The 17,122-nt window shown below is 68.8% G+C and carries 16 protein-coding genes; 4 read left to right on the top strand and 12 right to left on the bottom strand.

Annotated features, from left to right (window positions below; all coding sequences use genetic code 11):
• Positions 1-71 precede the first annotated feature (71 nt).
• Positions 72-1,058 (top strand): dicarboxylate transporter/tellurite-resistance protein TehA, encoded by a 987-nt coding sequence (tehA, locus tag AC07PR_RS27910; RefSeq protein ID WP_495137189.1) that lies wholly within the window; start codon positions 72-74, stop codon positions 1,056-1,058.
• 30 nt (positions 1,059-1,088) lie between these two features.
• On the opposite strand, the gene AC07PR_RS27915 is transcribed toward tehA, so the two are convergent.
• Positions 1,089-2,033, bottom strand: coding sequence for a LysR family transcriptional regulator (locus AC07PR_RS27915; protein ID WP_495137190.1), 945 nt, complete (start codon positions 2,031-2,033; stop codon positions 1,089-1,091).
• Between the two features lie 171 nt (positions 2,034-2,204).
• Here AC07PR_RS27915 and AC07PR_RS27920 point away from each other — a divergent pair, with 171 nt between their 5' ends.
• Positions 2,205-2,969, top strand: coding sequence for an SDR family NAD(P)-dependent oxidoreductase (locus AC07PR_RS27920; protein ID WP_483108683.1), 765 nt, complete (start codon positions 2,205-2,207; stop codon positions 2,967-2,969).
• Between the two features lie 72 nt (positions 2,970-3,041).
• Here AC07PR_RS27920 and AC07PR_RS27925 read toward each other — a convergent pair whose 3' ends face one another.
• The 4 genes from AC07PR_RS27925 to AC07PR_RS27940 form a co-directional block, all read right to left on the bottom strand.
• Positions 3,042-4,835, bottom strand: a complete 1,794-nt coding sequence (locus AC07PR_RS27925) for a glycoside hydrolase family 15 protein (RefSeq protein ID WP_431101452.1) — start codon at positions 4,833-4,835, stop codon at positions 3,042-3,044.
• Positions 4,836-4,973: 138 nt separating this feature from the next.
• Positions 4,974-5,444 carry a MarR family winged helix-turn-helix transcriptional regulator gene (locus AC07PR_RS27930; RefSeq protein WP_377158018.1) on the bottom strand — a complete coding sequence of 157 codons (471 nt, stop codon included), beginning with the start codon at positions 5,442-5,444 and terminating at the stop codon, positions 4,974-4,976.
• Positions 5,445-5,572: 128 nt separating this feature from the next.
• Positions 5,573-6,019, bottom strand: coding sequence for an Ohr family peroxiredoxin (locus AC07PR_RS27935; protein ID WP_495137191.1), 447 nt, complete (start codon positions 6,017-6,019; stop codon positions 5,573-5,575).
• 157 nt (positions 6,020-6,176) lie between these two features.
• Complete coding sequence (locus AC07PR_RS27940; RefSeq protein ID WP_377158016.1) at positions 6,177-6,629, bottom strand: hypothetical protein; 453 nt, start codon at positions 6,627-6,629, stop codon at positions 6,177-6,179.
• A 133-nt stretch (positions 6,630-6,762) separates the two neighbouring features.
• Here AC07PR_RS27940 and AC07PR_RS27945 point away from each other — a divergent pair, with 133 nt between their 5' ends.
• Positions 6,763-7,446: a glutathione S-transferase family protein gene (locus tag AC07PR_RS27945; protein WP_495137192.1), complete on the top strand. Its 684-nt coding sequence runs from the start codon at positions 6,763-6,765 to the stop codon at positions 7,444-7,446.
• Positions 7,447-7,515: 69 nt separating this feature from the next.
• On the opposite strand, the gene AC07PR_RS27950 is transcribed toward AC07PR_RS27945, so the two are convergent.
• The 7 genes from AC07PR_RS27950 to AC07PR_RS27980 are packed head-to-tail and all read right to left on the bottom strand — an operon-like array spanning position 7,516 to position 15,883.
• The gene (locus AC07PR_RS27950; RefSeq protein ID WP_495137193.1) at positions 7,516-8,574 is read right to left on the bottom strand and encodes an ABC transporter ATP-binding protein; all 1,059 of its coding nucleotides are present in this window, start codon (positions 8,572-8,574) and stop codon (positions 7,516-7,518) included.
• Positions 8,575-8,629: 55 nt separating this feature from the next.
• A complete protein-coding gene (locus tag AC07PR_RS27955) occupies positions 8,630-9,475 on the bottom strand; it encodes an ABC transporter permease subunit (protein WP_495137194.1) in 846 nt (281 codons plus the stop codon).
• A complete protein-coding gene (locus tag AC07PR_RS27960) occupies positions 9,472-10,305 on the bottom strand; it encodes a hypothetical protein (RefSeq protein ID WP_495137195.1) in 834 nt (277 codons plus the stop codon). The genes AC07PR_RS27955 and AC07PR_RS27960 overlap by 4 nt, the downstream gene beginning before the upstream one ends.
• Complete coding sequence (locus AC07PR_RS27965) at positions 10,302-11,294, bottom strand: alkaline phosphatase family protein (protein WP_495137196.1); 993 nt, start codon at positions 11,292-11,294, stop codon at positions 10,302-10,304. Before AC07PR_RS27965 ends, AC07PR_RS27960 begins: the two co-directional genes overlap by 4 nt.
• Entirely contained in the window at positions 11,291-12,397 is a 1,107-nt protein-coding gene (locus tag AC07PR_RS27970) for an ABC transporter substrate-binding protein (RefSeq protein WP_495137197.1), read from the bottom strand. The genes AC07PR_RS27965 and AC07PR_RS27970 overlap by 4 nt, the downstream gene beginning before the upstream one ends.
• Complete coding sequence (locus AC07PR_RS27975) at positions 12,394-13,593, bottom strand: alkaline phosphatase D family protein (RefSeq protein ID WP_495137198.1); 1,200 nt, start codon at positions 13,591-13,593, stop codon at positions 12,394-12,396. The genes AC07PR_RS27970 and AC07PR_RS27975 overlap by 4 nt, the downstream gene beginning before the upstream one ends.
• Before the next feature lie 25 nt (positions 13,594-13,618).
• On the bottom strand, positions 13,619-15,883 hold the full coding sequence (locus AC07PR_RS27980; protein ID WP_495137199.1) for a TonB-dependent receptor: 2,265 nt from the start codon (positions 15,881-15,883) through the stop codon (positions 13,619-13,621).
• Positions 15,884-16,169: 286 nt separating this feature from the next.
• Between AC07PR_RS27980 and AC07PR_RS27985 the strand changes: the two genes are divergently transcribed.
• Positions 16,170-16,928, top strand: a complete 759-nt coding sequence (locus tag AC07PR_RS27985; protein ID WP_495137200.1) for a DeoR/GlpR family DNA-binding transcription regulator — start codon at positions 16,170-16,172, stop codon at positions 16,926-16,928.
• Positions 16,929-17,122: the final 194 nt, after the last annotated feature.

Genomic DNA, 17,122 nt, shown 5'->3' on the forward strand with positions numbered 1-17,122 from the left:
CCCGAGGGTCCGCTCCTACAGTCCGCTCGTCCGACGGCTCCCCCGGTCGTCGCGCGCGCAGGAGCACCCCGATGAACCTTTCCCGATGGGCGGTCCCCGCCTCCTACTTCAGCATGGTGCTGGGCCTGACGGGCCTGGGCAACGGCTGGCGCGTGGCGGCGCGCCTGTGGGGCTTCCCCGCCTGGATCGGCGAGTCCGTGATGGCGATCGCCGTGGCGGTGTGGGCGGTGCTGCTGATCCGATTCGCGATCAAGTGGATCGCGGTCCGCGAGGCGGCGAAGGCCGAGGCCGCGCATCCGATCCAGTGCTGCTTCATCGCCCTGGTGCCGGTGGCGACGATGCTCGCTGGCATCGGCGTGCTGCCGCATGCGCACGGCGTGGGGACGGTGCTGATCCTCGCGGGCGCGGTGGCGTCGCTGCTCTTCGGGCTGTGGCGCCACGGCGGGCAATGGCGCGGGGGGCGCGACGACAAGGCCACGACGCCGGTGCTCTACCTGCCGACGGTCGGCGCCAACCTGGTGTCCGCGATCGGGATGTCGGCGCTCGGCTGGCCGACCTGGGGCCAGCTGTTCTTCGGCGCCGGCGTGCTGGCCTGGATCGTCCAGGAGTCCATCATCCTGGCCCGCCTGCTGACCGTCGAGCCGATGCCCCTGGCGCTGCGGCCGACGGTCGGCATCCAGATGGCGCCGCCGGCCGTCTCGCTGCTGGCCTACGCCGCGGTCACCGTCGGTCCGCCGGACGTGTTCGCCCGCATGCTGCTGGGCTACGCGATCGTGCAGGCCCTGATGGTGCTGCGGCTGATGCCGTGGATCCGGCAGCCGTTCACGCTGTCGTACTGGGCCTTCACCTTCGGCGCGACGGCGATCTCCACCGGCACGATGCGCTTCGCCGAGCGCGGCGACGATTCGATCTTCACGACGCTCGCGCCGGTGCTCTTCGCGATGAGCAACGTCGTCATCGTCGGGCTGTCGATCGCGTCGGTGCTGTGGGCGCTGCGCGCGAAACCGGCCCCAGCGCCGGCGACGGCCACGCCGTCCGGCGGCACGCCGACGCGCTGAGCCACGGGGTCGCCGCGCCGGAAGTCTGATTCAGCGCCGGTCGTCGAAAGGCGCGAACACCTCCGCGACCCAGTCGACGAACAGCCGCAGCTTCGCGCTCAGGTGCCGCGACGCCGGGTAGACCACATGCAGCGGATGGCGCGGCCGGGTCCAGTCGTCGAGGACCGTGCGCAGCGCGCCGGTCTCCAGATGCGGCGCCGCCGCGAAGCGGAAGGTCTGTCCCAGCCCCGCACCCGACAGCAGCGTGCTGAGATGCGCGGTGCTCTCGTTGACGGCCATCACCGCCTCGCCGGCGATCAACAGGTGTTCGTCGCCGCGGTGGAACTCCAGCGGAAACGCCCGGCCGGTCAGCGACGAGAAGTAGCCCGCGATCGCATGTCCGGGCACGCGGGCGCGATCTTCGGGTCCATGGGTCCGCGCGATCAACTCGGATGGATGCTTGGGGACACCGCGCGCCTTCAGGTAGACCGGGCTCGCGCAGGTGACCCAGTCGAGGTCGGCGATGCGGCGCGCCACCAGCGTGTTGTCCGCCAGCTCGCCGCCGCGGATCACGCAGTCGACGCCTTCGCCGATGAGGTCGACGGGCCGGTCGCTGACGCCCAGGTCCACGTGCAGTTCCGGATGGCGCGCGCGGAAGTCGGGCAGGGCGGGGATCAGGATCATGTTCGCCAGCACCGAGCCGATGTCCACGCGCAGCCGGCCCCGCGCCTGCGCGCGTGATCGGGCGGCCAGCTCATCCATCTCCGCCAGGTCGTCGATCAGGCGCCGGGCGCGCTCGTAGTACGCCGCGCCTTCGGGCGTCACGCTGACGCGCCGCGTCGTGCGCTGCAGCAGCCGCGTGCCGAGGTGGCGCTCCAGGTCCTGCACCAGCTTCGTCACGGTCGGACGCGGGATGTTCATCGCGTCCGCCGCTTTCGAGAACGCGCCCGATTCAGCGATGCGCACGAAGACGCGCAAGGCAAGCAACTGGTCCATCGAAAGGCTCTTTCGTTTGTGTTGGCGCGTCGATGCGCACAGACGTCGACGCTTGAATGGCTCGATTATTCAGGATCTGGAAAAAAGAAGTAGTGATCGACGACTTTATTCGACGAGGACGAATTCTTAAGCTTCGCTCACCTCTTCACCACTTCCTGAATGGAGCGAAACATGAGCAAGCAACTTGAAGGCAAGGTCGCGGTCGTGACCGGCGGCACCACCGGCATCGGCCTGGCGGCGGCAAAGGCCTTCGCGTCGGAAGGCGCGGTCGTCTACATCACCGGTCGTCGCAAGCCGGAGCTCGACGCCGCGGTGGCGGCGATCGGCACGAACGCGATCGGCGTGCAGGCGGACTCGACGAAGCTGTCCGATCTCGACCGGCTGTACGCCGAGGTCGGCGAGCGCCATGGCCGCCTGGACGTGCTCTACGCCAATGCCGGCGGCGGCACGATGGCCCCGCTGGGCGAGCTGACCGAGCAGCACGTCGACGAGACCTTCGAGCGCAACGTCAAGGGCGTGATCTTCACCGTGCAGAAGGCGCTGCCGCTGCTGGACAAGGCGAGCCACGGCGCGTCGGTGATCCTGGCCGGATCGACGACGAGCTCGATGGGCACGGCCAACTTCAGCATCTACAGCGCGACGAAGGCGGCGGTGCGCAACCTGGCGCGCAGCTGGATCCTGGACCTGAAGGGCCGTGCCATCCGCATCAACACGCTGTCCCCGGGCCCGATCCACACGCCGGGTCTGGTGGAGCTGGCCGGCCCCGATCCGGCCAACCAGCAGGGCCTGCTGGACTACCTGACCTCCCAGCTGCCGATCGGCCGCATCGGCCAGCCGGAGGACATCGCGAAGGCGGCGGTCTACCTGGCCTCGGACGCCTCGTCCTTCGTCACCGGCATTGAGCTGTTCGTCGACGGCGGGATGGTGCAGGCCTGAGCCGCGACGGGGCGGACCGCGCGGCCGCGCCGCGACCGGTCCGCGGCGCTCACGCCGGTGTGGCGTGGCGCGTCAGATCTTGGATTCCCACGGTCGTGACAGCCGCACCGCCCCGTTGATGATGCCCACCATCGAGTAGGTCTGCGGGAAGTTGCCCCAGAGCTCGCCGGTGACCGGGTGGGTGTCCTCGGACAGCAGGCCGAGGTGGTTGCGCGAGGCGAGCAGCGCCTCGAACAGCTCCCGCGCCTGCTCGACGCGTCCGATGCGCGCGAGCGCGTCGATGCGCCAGAACGCGCAGATGTTGAACGAGGTCTCGGGCTTGCCGAAGTCGTCCGGCGCCTCGTAGCGGCGCATGTAGGGGCCGTCGCAGAGCGAGGCCTCCAAGGCATCGACGGTCTTGATGAAGCGCGGATCCATCGGATCGATGAAGCCGACCTCGGTCATCAGCAGCACGCTGGCGTCGAGGTCCTTGCCGCCGAAGCTCTCGACGAAGGCCTGGCGCTGTTCGCTCCAGGCGTTGTCGAGGATCTTCTGCTTGATCAGCGCGGCGCGTTCCGTCCAGAGCGCGGCGCGCTCCGGCAGGTCGAGCACGTTGGCGATCTTGGCCAGGCGGTCGCAGGCGGCCCAGTTCATCAGCACCGACGAGGTGTGGACGCGGGCCCGCGTGCGCAGCTCCCACATGCTGGCGTCGGGCTTGTCGTGGATGGCGAAGGCCTGCTCCCCGGCGCGCTCCAGCAGCGCGAACTCGTCGATGCCGGCGCGCTGGTGCAGGCGGTGGTCGAAGAAGGACTGCGCCGAGCCCAGCACGATGTTGCCGTAGACGTCGTGCTGGAAATGCTCGTAGGCCTGGTTGCCGGCGCGCACCGGGCCCATGCCGCGGTAGCCGCGCAGGTGCGGGACCATGTACTCGGTCAGCTTGGCCTCCAGCCCGATGCCGTAGAGCGGCTGCACGTGACCGTCCTTGGACTGGCCGATGATGTTGCGCATCCAGCGCAGGTAGTCCTCCATCGTGCCGGTCTCGGACAGGCTGTTGAGCGCGCGCACGACGAAGAACGCGTCGCGCAGCCAGCAATAGCGGTAGTCCCAGTTCCGCTGCGTGTGCGGGGCCTCGGGCACGCTGGTGGTCATCGCGGCGACGATGGCGCCGGTCTCCTCGAAGAGGCACATCTTCAGCGTGATCGCGGCGCGGATCACGGCCTCCTGCCATTCGAGCGGGATGGCCAGGCGGCGCGTCCAGTCGCGCCAGTAGCTGATGGTCTTTTCCTCGAGCAGCCGGGCGGTGTCCTCGACCGCGCGATCGAGCGTCTCGTCGGGGCCGAAGATGAAGCTCATCGGCATGTCCAGCGCGAAGGGCGTCTCCTCCTGCACGTAGGTGAGCGGCGCGTTGGTGGTCAGGCGGATGGTGCCTTCCGGGCCGACGAAGCGCAGGTGATTGCTGCCGCGGGTGCGGGCCGGATGGGCGGAACCCCACTGGATGACGGGCCGCAGGATGACGCGGATGCGCGGATGGCCCTGGATCGGGCGCATGCGCCGCACCAGCATCATGGGCCGGTAGGGCCGGTCGTTGAGGAAGAAGCGCGGCATGAAATCGGTGATCTCGATGCCGTTGCCGTGCGTGTCGTAGAGGCGGGTGCGCAGCACGGCGGTGCCGTGATCGTAGGACTGCTCGCTGCGGGAAAAATCTTCCAGCTCGATCTGGAAGGTGCCGTCAGGACCGATGCCGTCCGGAGAGTCGATGAGCGCGTGGAAGACGGGATCGCCGTCGAAGCGCGGGGCGCAGCACCAGACGACGCGGGCGCGGTCGTCGATCAATGCGCTGACGGCGCAGTTGCCGACGAGGCCCAGTTTCAGAGAGGCGGCTTCCATCGGTCCTCCTTTTGTTCGTCGTTCTTGCGATGTTGCACGGACGGGAACCGGGCAGGAGGCAAAGACCGTTCCCGTGAAGGGGGAGGCGGCCACCACGAGGGCGGTAGGCGATGGAAACAGAATGTGGGCGGCCTGGAATCAGGCCTCGGCCTCTCCGGTGGAGGCGATCAGGCTGTCGCGCAATGCCGCGATGCTCTTCTGCACACGGGCGAACTCGTCGGGCGACAGACCGGTGGCGGCCAGCAGCGGGGAATTCAATTCCACCGCCTTGTCGCGCAGCTTGCGGCCGCTGCGGGTCAGGCGCACGCGGACGATGCGCTCGTCCGCCGAGTCGCGCTGCCGCTCGACGTAACCCATCGCCTCGAGCTTCTTGAGCATCGGCGTCAGGGTGTTGGACTCGAGGAACAGCTTGGCCCCGAGACTGCCGACGGTCTGGTCGTCCTCCTCGGCGAGGGCCACCACGGCGATGTACTGCGTGTAGGTGAGTCCGAGCTGATCCAGCATCGGCTTGTACGCCCGGCCGAAGGCCAGGTTGGCCGAGTACACGGCGAAGCACAGGTACTCGGCGAGCGGGAACGCCTCGACAGGCGGCTTCTTGGCTGCGGACATCGAAATCCCTCGTGGTCGGATGCGTGGACGCGGCGCGTCCATCGCATGCGACTTTATCGTGCCTTCGATGCCCATGAATAACGCATGCGTATTGATCGCATGCGATATATATGGGCAGCGAAGTCGACTCAGGCCGTGGTCACCGTCAACGCCACGTCGATGTTGCCGTGCACCGCCTTGGAGTAGGGGCAGGTCTGGTCCGCTTCGCGGGCCAGCGCCTCGGCGACTTCCTGATCGAGGCCGGGCAGCCGCACGTTCAGGCGGGCCTGCAGGAAGTAGGCGTTGCCGGTCATGCCGAGGTCCACCTCGATGTCGACGGCCATGTCGTCGGGCAGGGTCAGCTTGCGGGCGCCGGCGGCCAGGCCGATCGCGCCGGTGTAGCAGGCCGACCAGGCGCCGGCGAAGAGTTGTTCCGCGGTCGGATGGGGCACGATGGCGTCGAACTGGTGCGTCGGTGCGCCGGGGGCGGTCAAGGTCATGTTCACCTTGTAGTCGTGACGGCTGGCCTTGGAGCCGCCGCCCGCCACTTGCGTGTGGGTCTTGCCGGTCAGGAGGACTTTGTCGATCTTGGTCATGATGGATTCCTAGAAGTCAGGAGAGGCTGAGGGAAGTTGGACTGTCTATCGGATGCGCTTCAATCGCATGCGATGGAATTAATGTAGTTGAGGCGAGGAGGAACGTCAAGCGCCGAGATGCCGCGCGCCGATCCGGCGTGCGGCGATCTCCGACGGACTACTTGAATTTCATTTCCTGCAGCAGCATCGAGCTGCCGATCTCGCGGAACTCGAAGCGGTTGCCCGACTCCTTCTGCAGCTGCGCGTCGGTCTTCTTGCGCCAGGCGAGGTACTCGTCATTGCGCTTCTCGCCTTCGGGTCCGGTGGCGATGCGGTCGGTCATCAGGATCAGGTAGAGGTCGGGCTCGCCCTTGCGCGGGTAGGCGTTGCTCAGCAGCAGGTAGCCCTTGATCCAGCCCTTGGACTTGGCGAACTCCTGGTCGGCCTTCCACTCCTTGGCGAGGAACTCCGCGTAGGTCAACGCGGCGCCGTCCTTGAGGTGCACGCCGGTGACTTCCCAGTAGTCGCCCATCGCGAGGGGCCAGTCGCCGGCCGTTGCGGTGGTCGGCGCGGTCAACGCGGCGGTGCAGGCGCTGAGCGCGAGCAGCGCCTTCACGAGTGTCTTCTTCATGTTGTTGCCTCCAGGCCGCCCCGGGGCGGGGCCAGGAAACTTAGGCGATGGGGATCGAAAGCTCTGCCCCTAACTTCGCAACGCGGTCGCGAGTTAACCTGTCTCTCACGGCTACCTCATCAAGGTGAATGACATGGCGCTGAGCCTGCACTTCCATCCGCTCTCATCGTTCTGCCACAAGGCGCTGATCGCGCTGAACGAGTTGGACATCGACGTCGAGCGGCGGTTCCTGGACCTCGGCGATCCGGCGCAGCGGGCGGAGTTCCTCGCGCGCTGGCCGACGGGGAAGATGCCGCTGCTGGTCGATGGCGATCGCGTGGTGCCGGAGACCAGCGTGATCATCGAGTACCTCGCCAAGCGATACGGGCGGCCGGATCAGCAACTGGTGCCGACCGATGAGGACGCGGCGCTGGAGGTGAGGTTGATGGATCGGCTGCTCGATCTCTACGTGATGCTGCCGATGCAGGCGATCGTCGGGGACCGGTTGCGCGCGGAAGCGGACCGCGATCCGATCGCGGTGAACAAGGCGCGCGACACGCTGGCGATGGCGTACGGGATGCTGGATGAGCGCCTCGCCGATCGCGCGTGGGCCGCGGGCGAGCACTTCAGCATGGCGGACTGCGCGGCGGCGCCGTCGCTGTTCTATGCGGCGACGCTGGTGCCGTTCGCGCCCTCGCAGCAACGGCTCGCGGCGTACTTCGAGCGGTTGATGCAACGCCCCTCTGTTGTACGAACGCTTGAAGAGGCGCGACCGTACTTCAAGTTCTATCCGTATCGGGAGGCGTTGCCGGTGGCGTATCGCCCGAAGATCGACTGACCGGCCTCAACCGCTCCTGCCCTCCGCCATGAGGCGCAACCCGGAATCGTCGCCATGCCGCACCGGCGGCTATTCCTCGATCCACCGCAACGCAGGTTCGGCGATCGCCACTTGCACCACGCTGCCGGGAGCGAGCTCGGCCTCCTCATGACTGCGCCACAGCGTCAGCGTCTGACCTTCCGGCCCCTCCAGCTCACACGCCACGCGCTGCTGCCCGGGATAACTCGCCCGCAGCGTGGCCGTGAATCGCAGCGCTTCCCGCGAAGCGTCGCCGGCACCCTGGCCCTCCTCGATCGCCAGCGCCTCCACGGGCGCGATCCAGTGGCCCCCGTCGCGTCGCCACGCGCCGTCCAAGGTCCGGGCGTCGAGCCGGTTGAAGATCCCGAGGAAATCCGCCACCCGCCGGTTCGCCGGCGCGCGCCGTAGCTCGCGCGGCGAAGCGCATTGCGCGATGACGCCGTCGAACATGACCGCCACGCGGTCGGCGATCTCGAATGCTTCTTCGCGATCGTGCGTGACGATCACGCAGCTCTGGCCGAGCTCTCGCTGCAGTTGCCGGAACTGCCGCCGCAGCGGCAGCCGGAAGTGCTCGTCGAGCGCGGAAAACGGCTCGTCCATCAACAGCAGCATCGGCCGCGTCGCCAGCGCCCGTGCGAGCGCCACGCGTTGACGCTGTCCGCCCGACAGCGCCTGCGGCAGCCTGTCCGCCAGCGCGCGCAGGTCAATGAGATCGAGCAGCTCGTCCGCCCGCGCGTCGGCGAGGGCCACTTCCTCGCCGCGAGCCAGCGGGCCGAAGCGGATGTTCTCGCGCACCGAGAGATTCGGGAACAGCGCGTAGTGCTGGAACACCATGCCGATGTCGCGCGCCTGCGGTCGCAACGACTCCACGTACTGTCCCGCCATCGCGATGGACCCGCGGTCCAGCCGCTGCAGCCCCGCGATCGAGCGCAGCAGCGTCGTCTTGCCGCAGCCCGAGGCGCCGAGCAGCGCGACGACCTCGCCGCGCGCCAGCGTCAGGTCGATGCCGCGCAGCACCGGTCGCCCGCCCAGCGCGAGCTCGGCACCGCGGACCGCGAGTTGCGCCGGCACGTCGGTATCGTGGGAAGTCGAAGGAGCGGTCGAGGTCATCGCACGGAGGTCGTTGAAGTGAGGCGGGAACGCAAGGTCGTGGCGAGGCGAGCGCTCATCGACGCGACGCGGCTGAAGTCCAGCGGCGGGTGAGCGCGGCCACCGCCGCGACGACCGCGCCGACGCCGGCGAAGGCCAGCACCATCAAGGCCGCCGCCTGGTGGCCGTTGGCGTTGCGCAGACTGTTCATCAGCGGTTGCAGCAGCTCCAGCTGTCCGCCGAGCAGCAGGTTCGCGATCGCGAATTCCATCGCCGCCGTGACCCACGCGAGCAGGAACGCCGCGAGCAGCGCCGGCGCCAGCATCGGCAGCAGCACGCGCCGCACCGTGTGGCCGTCGCTCGCGCCCAGCGTGCGGCCCGCCTCGATCAGCGAGGCCGCGTTCAACTGCGCGAGCGCCGATTGCAGCGTCTTGTGGATCAGCGGGAAGAGCGTCGGCGCAACCACCGCGACGTAGACGAGCGGGAGCGGCAGCCAGCCGCCCCAGCGGCCGACGAAGAGCTCCAGCGCGCTGATCGCGATCACCACCGGCGCGATCGCGAAGGGCAACAGCGCCACGAGGTCCAAGCTGCGCTGCAGTCGACGTGCGGCCGGGCCGTCGTCGAGCTGCACTGCGAGGGCCGCGGGAATCGTCGCCAGCGCGCCGCAGACCAGCGCCAGCGTCGCGCTCGCCAAGGCGAGCAGCGTCGTGCGCACTACCGCGCCTTGCACGCGCGGATCGGCGACGGCTTCGACGATCCAGCGCAGCGTCGGATCTTCCGGCCACCAGTGGCGGTCCCATCGCCCGGTGAGGCCGTAGACCAGCAAGGCCGCCATCGGCACGAGCACCACGATCAGCAACGCCGACAGCGCGAGCGCCGAGATCACGGGACGGTTCGTGGTGGAGGTCGAGGTGGCGCTCATGCGCGGCCCCTCCGCAGTCGCGCTGCCGTCCAGCGCGTCAGGCCGATCACCACCGCGAGCATTGCGAACAGCACCAGCGCCAGCAGCGCCGACAGTTCGGGCTGCGCAAAGATGTCGCCGCTCACCAGCGAGGCGATGCGCACCGCGAGCACATGCGCCGCCGTGCCGCTCAGCGCGAACGGCGTGGCGAAGGCCGCCGCCGCGTTGGCGAAGAGAAGGCCGAAAACCTCCACCAGACTCGGCAGCATCAGGGGCAGACCTACGCGCCGCCAGTACAGCACCGGCCCCGCGCCGAGCGTGGCTGCGGCGTCCTGCAGCGAGCCGTCCAGCATCTTGACCGGCGCGATGAGCAGCAGCGTTGCGAGCGGTGCCTGGAAGCAGACATAGGCGAGTAGCAGCCCGTCCAACCCCTGCAGGTCCACCCATGGCCCGAGCCCGGCGGCCTGCATCGTCGCCGTCACGACGCCTTGCGCGCCGAAGAGCAGCAGCAGCGCCACCGCGAGCGGCACGCCGGAGAAGTTGGCGCCGAGGCTCGCGAGCAAGGTCACGGAGGATTCCAACTGCGGCACGCGCAACAACGCGATCGCCGCGCCGAGACCGATGGCCAGGCCGATCAGCGCCGACAGCATGCCCAGCCACAGCGTGTTCCAGGCGGCTTCGAGGTAGTAGCCGTCGGCGGTCAGCTCGCCGACGGCGCAGCCGTTGCCCTGGCCGATGCAGTCGACCAGCAGCGCGATGGCGCGCCAGCCGAAGGGCAGCAGCAGGGCGGCCGCCGTCAGCAGGAGCAGCGGCCCGGCGAGGCGCGTGGCGGTCCGCGCGTTCAGGCTCATGCGAGCGCGCCGCCCATGGCGTCCTTGATGCCCAGCCGCGCGAGGATCCAGTCTGCGATGCCGGTCTGACGCTCGGGCAGTTCCAAGCCCACCGCGCCGTCGTGCGGCACCCAGACCAGCGGAACCTCGCGCTCGACTGGCAGCGGGCCGCCGTGCATGCGATCGGCGTTCATGCCGTGGTCGCTGGTCAGCAGCAGGTCGAAGCCGTCGGCGTGCCAGCGCGGCAGCAGCTGCGCGAGCAGCATGTCGAGCTTGCGCGCGCTCATCGCGTACTGCGTCGATTCACCGCCGTGCACATGACCCGCGAGGTCCGGCCCCATCGGATGGATGAACAGCAGCGACGGGCCTTGCACCGGCAGGTGTGCGCGGCGCAGTGCTTCGGCGTCGGCGAGCAGGTGGCTGTCGGGATAGTCGTCCTCCCAGTACCAGCGCGCCGCCTGGATGCCGCAACCGGTCGGCACCGCGTCGCGATGGCGCAGCGGATCGAAGACCTCGCCCGCCAGCAGCTCGTAGAACCAGTGATACGCGGCGACCGCCGCCGGCACGCCCTGCGCGTCCAGTCGCTGGAACAGATGATGCGCGAGCTGCTGCCCCGCCTGACCGTTGCCGAGGATCCCGTGCGTCAACGGCGGCTCGCCGTTGATCACCGTCGCGTACAGCGGGCGCGACAGGCTCGGCAGCTCGCAACGCAGCGAGCGCCATTGCGCGCGGCCCGCCTCGTTGAGCGCCTGCAGGTAGCCCATGTAGTCGCGCGCGGTGTCGGCGCGCAGACCGTCGGCCAGCAGCACGACCAGCTTGCGCGCCGGATCCGCCGCCTGGGCGATCGCGGCGGCTGCTTCCGCCGCGGCGTCGATCGAGGACGAGGAGGTCGGCAGCGAGGCTGGCGGGGCAGTGGAGATCGTTGCGGCCGCAGCCGTGGGCGCAGGCGCTCCGGCGCTCGCCGAGGCGCCGGGGAAAGGGGGAGGAAGAGGGCCGGTGCTCGTGGTCATCGCGCCGCTCCCAGCACCTCGCGCTGCCACGCGCGCGGCAGCTTCTTGACCTCTTCGGTCCACACGGCGGGCTTCAGCGCGCGCGCCTTCGCGTACTGCGCCTCGGGCACCAGCAGCGCCTTCAGGTCCGGCGGCAGCGGCAGCTGCGCGATGCGGATCGGCCGGGCGTGACCGCGCGCGAGGTTCATCTGGCCGGCATCGCTGAAGATGTACTCGCGCGCCAGCATCGCCGCGTTCGGATGCGGCGCCCAGCGGTTGAGGATCGTCGTGTAGCCGCTGGTGATCGAGCCGTCCGACGGGATCAGCACCTCGTAGTCCGCCGCGTTGGGCAGCTTCGCGCGGTAGGACAGGGCGTTGAAGTCCCACAGCAGGAAGACGTCGGCCTCGGCCCGCTCCATCAGCGCGGGCGTCGCGTTGGTGCCGATCAGCCGCTTGTCCTTCGCGATCTGCGCGAAGGCGGCCAGCGCCGGTTGCAGCTTGGTCTCGTCGCCGCCCAGCGCGACCGCCGCCGCCAGCACCGCCGCGTTGGACTGCGCCGCGCGGCCGACCTCGCCGATCATCACGCGCGCCTTGGACGCGAACAGCGCCTGCCAGCTCCGCGGCACGTCCTTCAGCTGCTTGCGGTTGACCGCGAACGCGATCGTGCCGGTGTAGGCGAGCGCCCAATGGCCGTCGGCATCCTTGGCCCAGTCCGGCACCTGCGCCCAGGTCGTCGGCTTGTAGGGCTGCGTGATGCCGCGCGCCTTCGCGATCGCGCCGAACTCGAAACCCACGTCGCCGATGTCCGCGCTCGCGTTGGATTTCTCGGCCTCGATCTTGGCGATCTCCTCGGCGCTGCTCATGTCGGTGTCGACATGCGCCAGGCCGAAAAGCCGCTGCAGGTCGGCCCAGGTCGCGCGCCAGTTGGCCCAGTCGTCGGGCATGCCCAGGCTGTTCACGCGGCCCTCCTTGCGGGCGGCGGTCATCAGCGCGTCCAGCGCGATCGAGGCCGGCTGGCCGCCTTGGGCGAAGGCGTCAGACGCAAAAGGCCCACACAGGGCGGGCACGAGGGCAGGCAGCGAAGCGGGCAGGGTCCGCAGCAGGCTGCGTCGGGACAGGGTCATGCGGTCTTCTCCTTGGCCGGGAAGCGCAGGCCCGACAACGTCAGGGTCTTCGTCACCTTGGCCTTTCCATTCACGTCGCACAGCGCGAAGCGCAGGCGAAGATCATCCTCCCCTTCGGGGACAGGCTCGATGTCGAGCACGCCGAAGTTGAGTTCCGCCATCACCGCCGAGCGCCGGTTGCGATTGGGCGTCGGGATGTCCCAGACCTCGGTCAGGCCGCTCGAGGTCGCGTCCCACAGCGGGTAGCCGCCGTTGACATCGATGCTGGAGAGCTCCGCGTAATGCATGTCGCCGCTGAGGAAGACGACGCCTTCGGCGCGCGTCGTGCGGATCAGCTCGACCAGCCGGGCGCGCTCCCGCGGAAAATTGGCCCAGCCTTCCCAGCCGCTGCCATCGGCCGCGAACTGCACGCTGGAGCCGATCAGCCGCACGTCCGCCGGCACGCGCAGCTGGGCTTCGAGCCACGTCCACTGCGCCTCGCCGAGCAGCGTCGCCTCGGGCCGCGCGTCCGGGACGTACCAGCCGGTCATCGGCTGTCCGCTGAGCTTGGCGCGCAGCACCATCGCCGCGTAGCTCGACTTCAGCGACGGGTCCGCCGTCAGCATCGTGCGGTTGAAGCGCAGGTCCGGCAGGATCACCTGGATGCGCCGGCCGAGCGCTTCGAAGACGTAGCTCTGGTAGATGCCGTCCGCGCGACGGCGCGGCGAATCCGCGGGCTCGTTCCACGCATCGCAGAACAGCTGCTGCGAGAGCTGCTTGAGCGGATAGTCCGCGCCCTCGTCGTCGTCGCCGAAGTCGTGGTCGTCCCAGATCGCGACGTGGCGCGTCGAGCGCCGGAATGCCTGCAGCGGCTCCACCGCCATGAACTCGGCGTAACGCTGTCGCAGCGTGGCTTCGTCGCGGGCGTCGGCGTACAGGTTGTCGCCGAGGAAGACGAACAGGTCCGGCTTCGCCGCCCCGATCGCGCGCCAGATCGGCTGCGGCTTGGACTGCTTCGCGCAGGACCCGAAGGCGACGCGGAATCGCCGGGGCGCCTCCGCATCGACCTTCGCGGTCGGGTCGGCGACCGGAGTCGCCGGGTCCGCCGATTCCGTCGTGGCGCAGCCTGCCAGCGGCACCGCGAGAGGCGCCGCCAGCGAGCCCGCCAGCAGCTGACGGCGTGTCAGCCGGGCGCCCGCATCGGGAGCGCCTTTCACGTCATCGACATCCCCGGCCATGGCCTCAGAACTTCCCGGTCAGCGTCACGAAGAACTGACGGGGCGCACCCGGCAGCAGCGTCGCGTAGGTGCCCGTCGGGTCGCTGTTCGTGAAGCCGTTCGAGCCGATCGTCGAGATGTAGTGCTTGTCGAACACGTTGGTCACGCTGCCTTGCAGGCTCAGCTCGCGCAGCATCGACACGTTCTTCAGCTTGTAGCCGGCGCTCAGGTTCACCAGCGTGCGGTCCGGGACCGAGGCGTCGTTGGTGTACGAGTAGTAGCGCTTGGACATGTAATCCACGCCGATGTTGCCGAACAGCGCGCCGTCGTCGTAGCCCAGCTGCGACTTGATCATCGTGTCCGGCGCGTCGGCCACACGCTTGCCGCGGATCGCGATCGTCGTGGTGCCGCTGACGACGTCGTCGCGGTAGGTCGACTTGGACAGGCTCACGCTGTTGTACCAGGTGAGCGCCGAGGCCAGGCGGAAGGACAGGGCCGCTTCCACGCCGGTGGCGCGCACGTCGCCGACGTTGGACAGCACGACCGGGTTGCCCTGGATGCCGGAGCCTTGCTGCACGCTCAGCAGGCGGTCCTTGAAGTTGACCAGGTAGGCGCTGACCGAGCCTTCATAGCCGCGGCCGCTGGTCCGCCAGCCGGCTTCGACGGTGTCGGAGGTCTCGGGCTTCAGGCTGCCCTTGATGGCGTTGAAGCCGGCGGTGGTCGTCGCGAACGGCGAGGTGCCGGTCGCCGCGCCCTGGTAGGCGCGCATGTTGCGGGCCAGCGTGCCGTAGAGCTCGTTGTTGGCCGACAGGCGGTAGTTGATGCCCAGCTGCGGCAGGAAGCCCTTCTCCGCGGTGATCGAGCCCGACGGCATGCCGGTGCCCGCTTCCAGCTGGCCGTCGATCTTGACCTTCAGCGCCTTGAAACCGGCGCCGACGGTCAGGTCCTTGGCCACCGACCAGGTGTCGGACAACGAGAACTGCGAGGTCTTCGTGTTGAACGCGTACTGCCACTGCGTCAGGAACGGGTTGCTCGGGAACTGGTAGACGCTGGTGTTCGCCGTGGCGGCGTAGAAGCGGCGGGCCTGGTCGAAGTCGTTGTCCTCGAACCAGACGCCGGCCTTGATCAGGTGGTCGCCCAGGTCGAACTCGGCGTTGGAGACCACGCCGCCCCGCTTGATGCCGTACTCGGTCGTGCGCACCGAGATCGGCGTGCCGTCCGGCGAGGCCTGGTACGGCGTGAACCACAGGCCCATGCCCTTGTTGTGGTGGTAGTAGGCCGTCGTCTTCCAGGTGATGTTCTGCGCCAGGCGCAGGTCGGCGGTGGCGCCGTAGAGCTCATCGTTGCGCAGGCCGGCGCCGGCGTAATACTGGTCGTCGCAGGCGGCCACGTAGGTGCTGCCGTTGTTGCCGCACAGCGTGTTGGAGGCGTTCACCGCGGCGGCGAAGTTCGGGTAGAAATTGTCCAGCGTGTCGCCCTTGCGCTTGATCAGGTCCAGCGACAGATCCTGGTAGTCCACTTCCTTGCGGCGCGAAGTGTTGATGAAGGCGGACAGGCGGCTGTCGCCGATCGCCTTGGTCCACTTCAGGTTCCACTGCTCCTGCTTCTGCTTGCCGTCACCCTTCCACTTGTCGGCGTCCTGGTTGGTGTAGCTGACATAGAAGTCGCCGACCACCGTGCGGCCGCTGTCCACGCGCAGGAAGGTGCGGGCGGCGGAATCGCTGCCGATCGTCTGCGAGGCGCGGAAGCCGAACTTGTCCAGCGGGTCGCTCGAATAGAACTGCAGCGTGCCGCCCAGGTTGCTGGACGAGGCCGTTTCCAGCGCGCCGGCGCCCTGCGACAGCGAGGCGCGTCCGACGTTCTCGCTCGAGATCGCGCGGCTGATGTGCAGGCCGTTGAAGTTGCCGTAGGACATGTCGCCCAGCGGCACGTCGTCGAGCGTGAAGCCGATCTGGTTCTGCGAGAAGCCGCGCACGGTGAAGCGGGTCGACCACTCGTAGTTGCCCAGGCCGTCGGCGGACTGGAAGTTCACGCCGGGCAGGCGGGCGACGGTCGCCAGCGGGCTGCTGCCGGCCAGGGCGTTGTCGAACTCGGTCTGGCTCAGGCTCTGCACGGAGCGCAGCTGGCCGCGGCCGACGGAGACGGTGACGCGCTCCAGCTCGGAGCGTTCGGACGACGCGGCGGCCGTCGTGTCGGCGGACTTCGCGGCGTCGGTCGATTGGGCGGCGGCGGGGAAGACATAGGCCAGGCTCAGGGCCAGGACCAGCGCGGTGGGCATCGGGTGCTTCATGGTGGGGACTCGGTGCGTTGAGGTGTCGGAGGAGAGGTCGTCAATGCGGTCGGTTTGACCAACGAACGACCCGCACTGTCACAACCGTCCACGACAAGACAACGACAAACACGGAAAACCACAGCCGGTCGCGCGATGACTGCTGGATATCCACAACATCACAAATAAATCCTCAAACTGTCATGAAGGCGCTGCGTGGGTTTGGGTGAATGCGAAGTCCGGTGACGGCTGAACCCATCGACAGGGATGCGGCGGCCAAGGCTCCGGCAGGGAGAACAAGCGATCCATGTGGTCCCAGGAACGACACGACAAAATCCTCTTGCTGTTGCGGGAGCGGCACCGCCTCACGACGGACGAAGCGGCGCGCGAGCTGGGCGTGTCGCGGGAGACGGTGCGTCGCGACCTGATCGAGCTGGAGCAGGGCGGCAAGCTCGCCCGTGTGCACGGCGGCGCGGTGCAGTCGGAGGTGCCGGCCGAGGCCAGCTACGCAGAGCGCGCGCAGTCGCGTCGGCGGCAGAAGCAGGCGATCGCGCGGCAGGCGCTTTCGCTGGTGAAGCCGGGGATGAGCCTGTTCATCGATGCGGGATCGACGACGCATGCGCTGGCGCAGGCGCTCGCCCAGGCGCAGGAGCTGCGCGTGATCACGAACTCGGTCGCGGTGTGCGACGCGATGGCAGGGCGCCAGGGGCACGAGCTGTTGATGCTCGGCGGGGCGTATGTGCCGGAGACGTCGGGGACCTTCGGCGAATTCACCGTCGCGGAAATCGCGCGGCATCGCGTGGACATCGCGCTGATCTCGCCGACGGCACTCGACGCGCGGCAAGGCGCGTCAAGCTATCTGTGGGCGGAGGTGGCCGTGGCGCAGGCGATGCTGGCACGGGCGCGTCAGCGTGTGCTGCTCGCCGATGCCAGCAAGCTCGGGCAAGGCAGCCGGATGCAGGTCTGCGATTGCGCCGATATCGACGTGCTCGTCACCGACAACGAGGCGGATCCCCAGGAGCTGGATCGGCTGACGCGCGCTGGGGTGGCGCAGGTGATGTTCTGAGAGGATTTCAGTGCTTCCACCGCCGCTGGCCCTCACCCCGCCCTCTCCCGCAAGCGGGAGAGGGAGCAAGAGGCGCTTGACACGGTTGCTCTCCCGCAAGCGGGAGAGTGAGTCAGGTTGGCGCTCTTCTTACTCCCTCTCCCGCTTGCGGGAGAGGGTAGGGGTGAGGGGCGCGCGCAGCGCGCTGGGTCTGG

The organism is Roseateles sp. GW821-FHT09H11, assembly GCF_059415845.1.

What these genes read in the sequence shown, in the direction of transcription:
- tehA (WP_495137189.1), top strand. Translation starts at nt 72, where the DNA reads ATGAACCTTTCCCGATGGGCGGTCCCCGCCTCCTACTTCAGCATGGTG.
- AC07PR_RS27915 (WP_495137190.1), bottom strand. Translation starts at nt 2,033, where the DNA reads ATGGACCAGTTGCTTGCCTTGCGCGTCTTCGTGCGCATCGCTGAATCG.
- AC07PR_RS27920 (WP_483108683.1), top strand. Translation starts at nt 2,205, where the DNA reads ATGAGCAAGCAACTTGAAGGCAAGGTCGCGGTCGTGACCGGCGGCACC.
- AC07PR_RS27925 (WP_431101452.1), bottom strand. Translation starts at nt 4,835, where the DNA reads ATGGAAGCCGCCTCTCTGAAACTGGGCCTCGTCGGCAACTGCGCCGTC.
- AC07PR_RS27930 (WP_377158018.1), bottom strand. Translation starts at nt 5,444, where the DNA reads ATGTCCGCAGCCAAGAAGCCGCCTGTCGAGGCGTTCCCGCTCGCCGAG.
- AC07PR_RS27935 (WP_495137191.1), bottom strand. Translation starts at nt 6,019, where the DNA reads ATGACCAAGATCGACAAAGTCCTCCTGACCGGCAAGACCCACACGCAA.
- AC07PR_RS27940 (WP_377158016.1), bottom strand. Translation starts at nt 6,629, where the DNA reads ATGAAGAAGACACTCGTGAAGGCGCTGCTCGCGCTCAGCGCCTGCACC.
- AC07PR_RS27945 (WP_495137192.1), top strand. Translation starts at nt 6,763, where the DNA reads ATGGCGCTGAGCCTGCACTTCCATCCGCTCTCATCGTTCTGCCACAAG.
- AC07PR_RS27950 (WP_495137193.1), bottom strand. Translation starts at nt 8,574, where the DNA reads ATGACCTCGACCGCTCCTTCGACTTCCCACGATACCGACGTGCCGGCG.
- AC07PR_RS27955 (WP_495137194.1), bottom strand. Translation starts at nt 9,475, where the DNA reads ATGAGCGCCACCTCGACCTCCACCACGAACCGTCCCGTGATCTCGGCG.
- AC07PR_RS27960 (WP_495137195.1), bottom strand. Translation starts at nt 10,305, where the DNA reads ATGAGCCTGAACGCGCGGACCGCCACGCGCCTCGCCGGGCCGCTGCTC.
- AC07PR_RS27965 (WP_495137196.1), bottom strand. Translation starts at nt 11,294, where the DNA reads ATGACCACGAGCACCGGCCCTCTTCCTCCCCCTTTCCCCGGCGCCTCG.
- AC07PR_RS27970 (WP_495137197.1), bottom strand. Translation starts at nt 12,397, where the DNA reads ATGACCCTGTCCCGACGCAGCCTGCTGCGGACCCTGCCCGCTTCGCTG.
- AC07PR_RS27980 (WP_495137199.1), bottom strand. Translation starts at nt 15,883, where the DNA reads ATGAAGCACCCGATGCCCACCGCGCTGGTCCTGGCCCTGAGCCTGGCC.
- AC07PR_RS27985 (WP_495137200.1), top strand. Translation starts at nt 16,170, where the DNA reads ATGTGGTCCCAGGAACGACACGACAAAATCCTCTTGCTGTTGCGGGAG.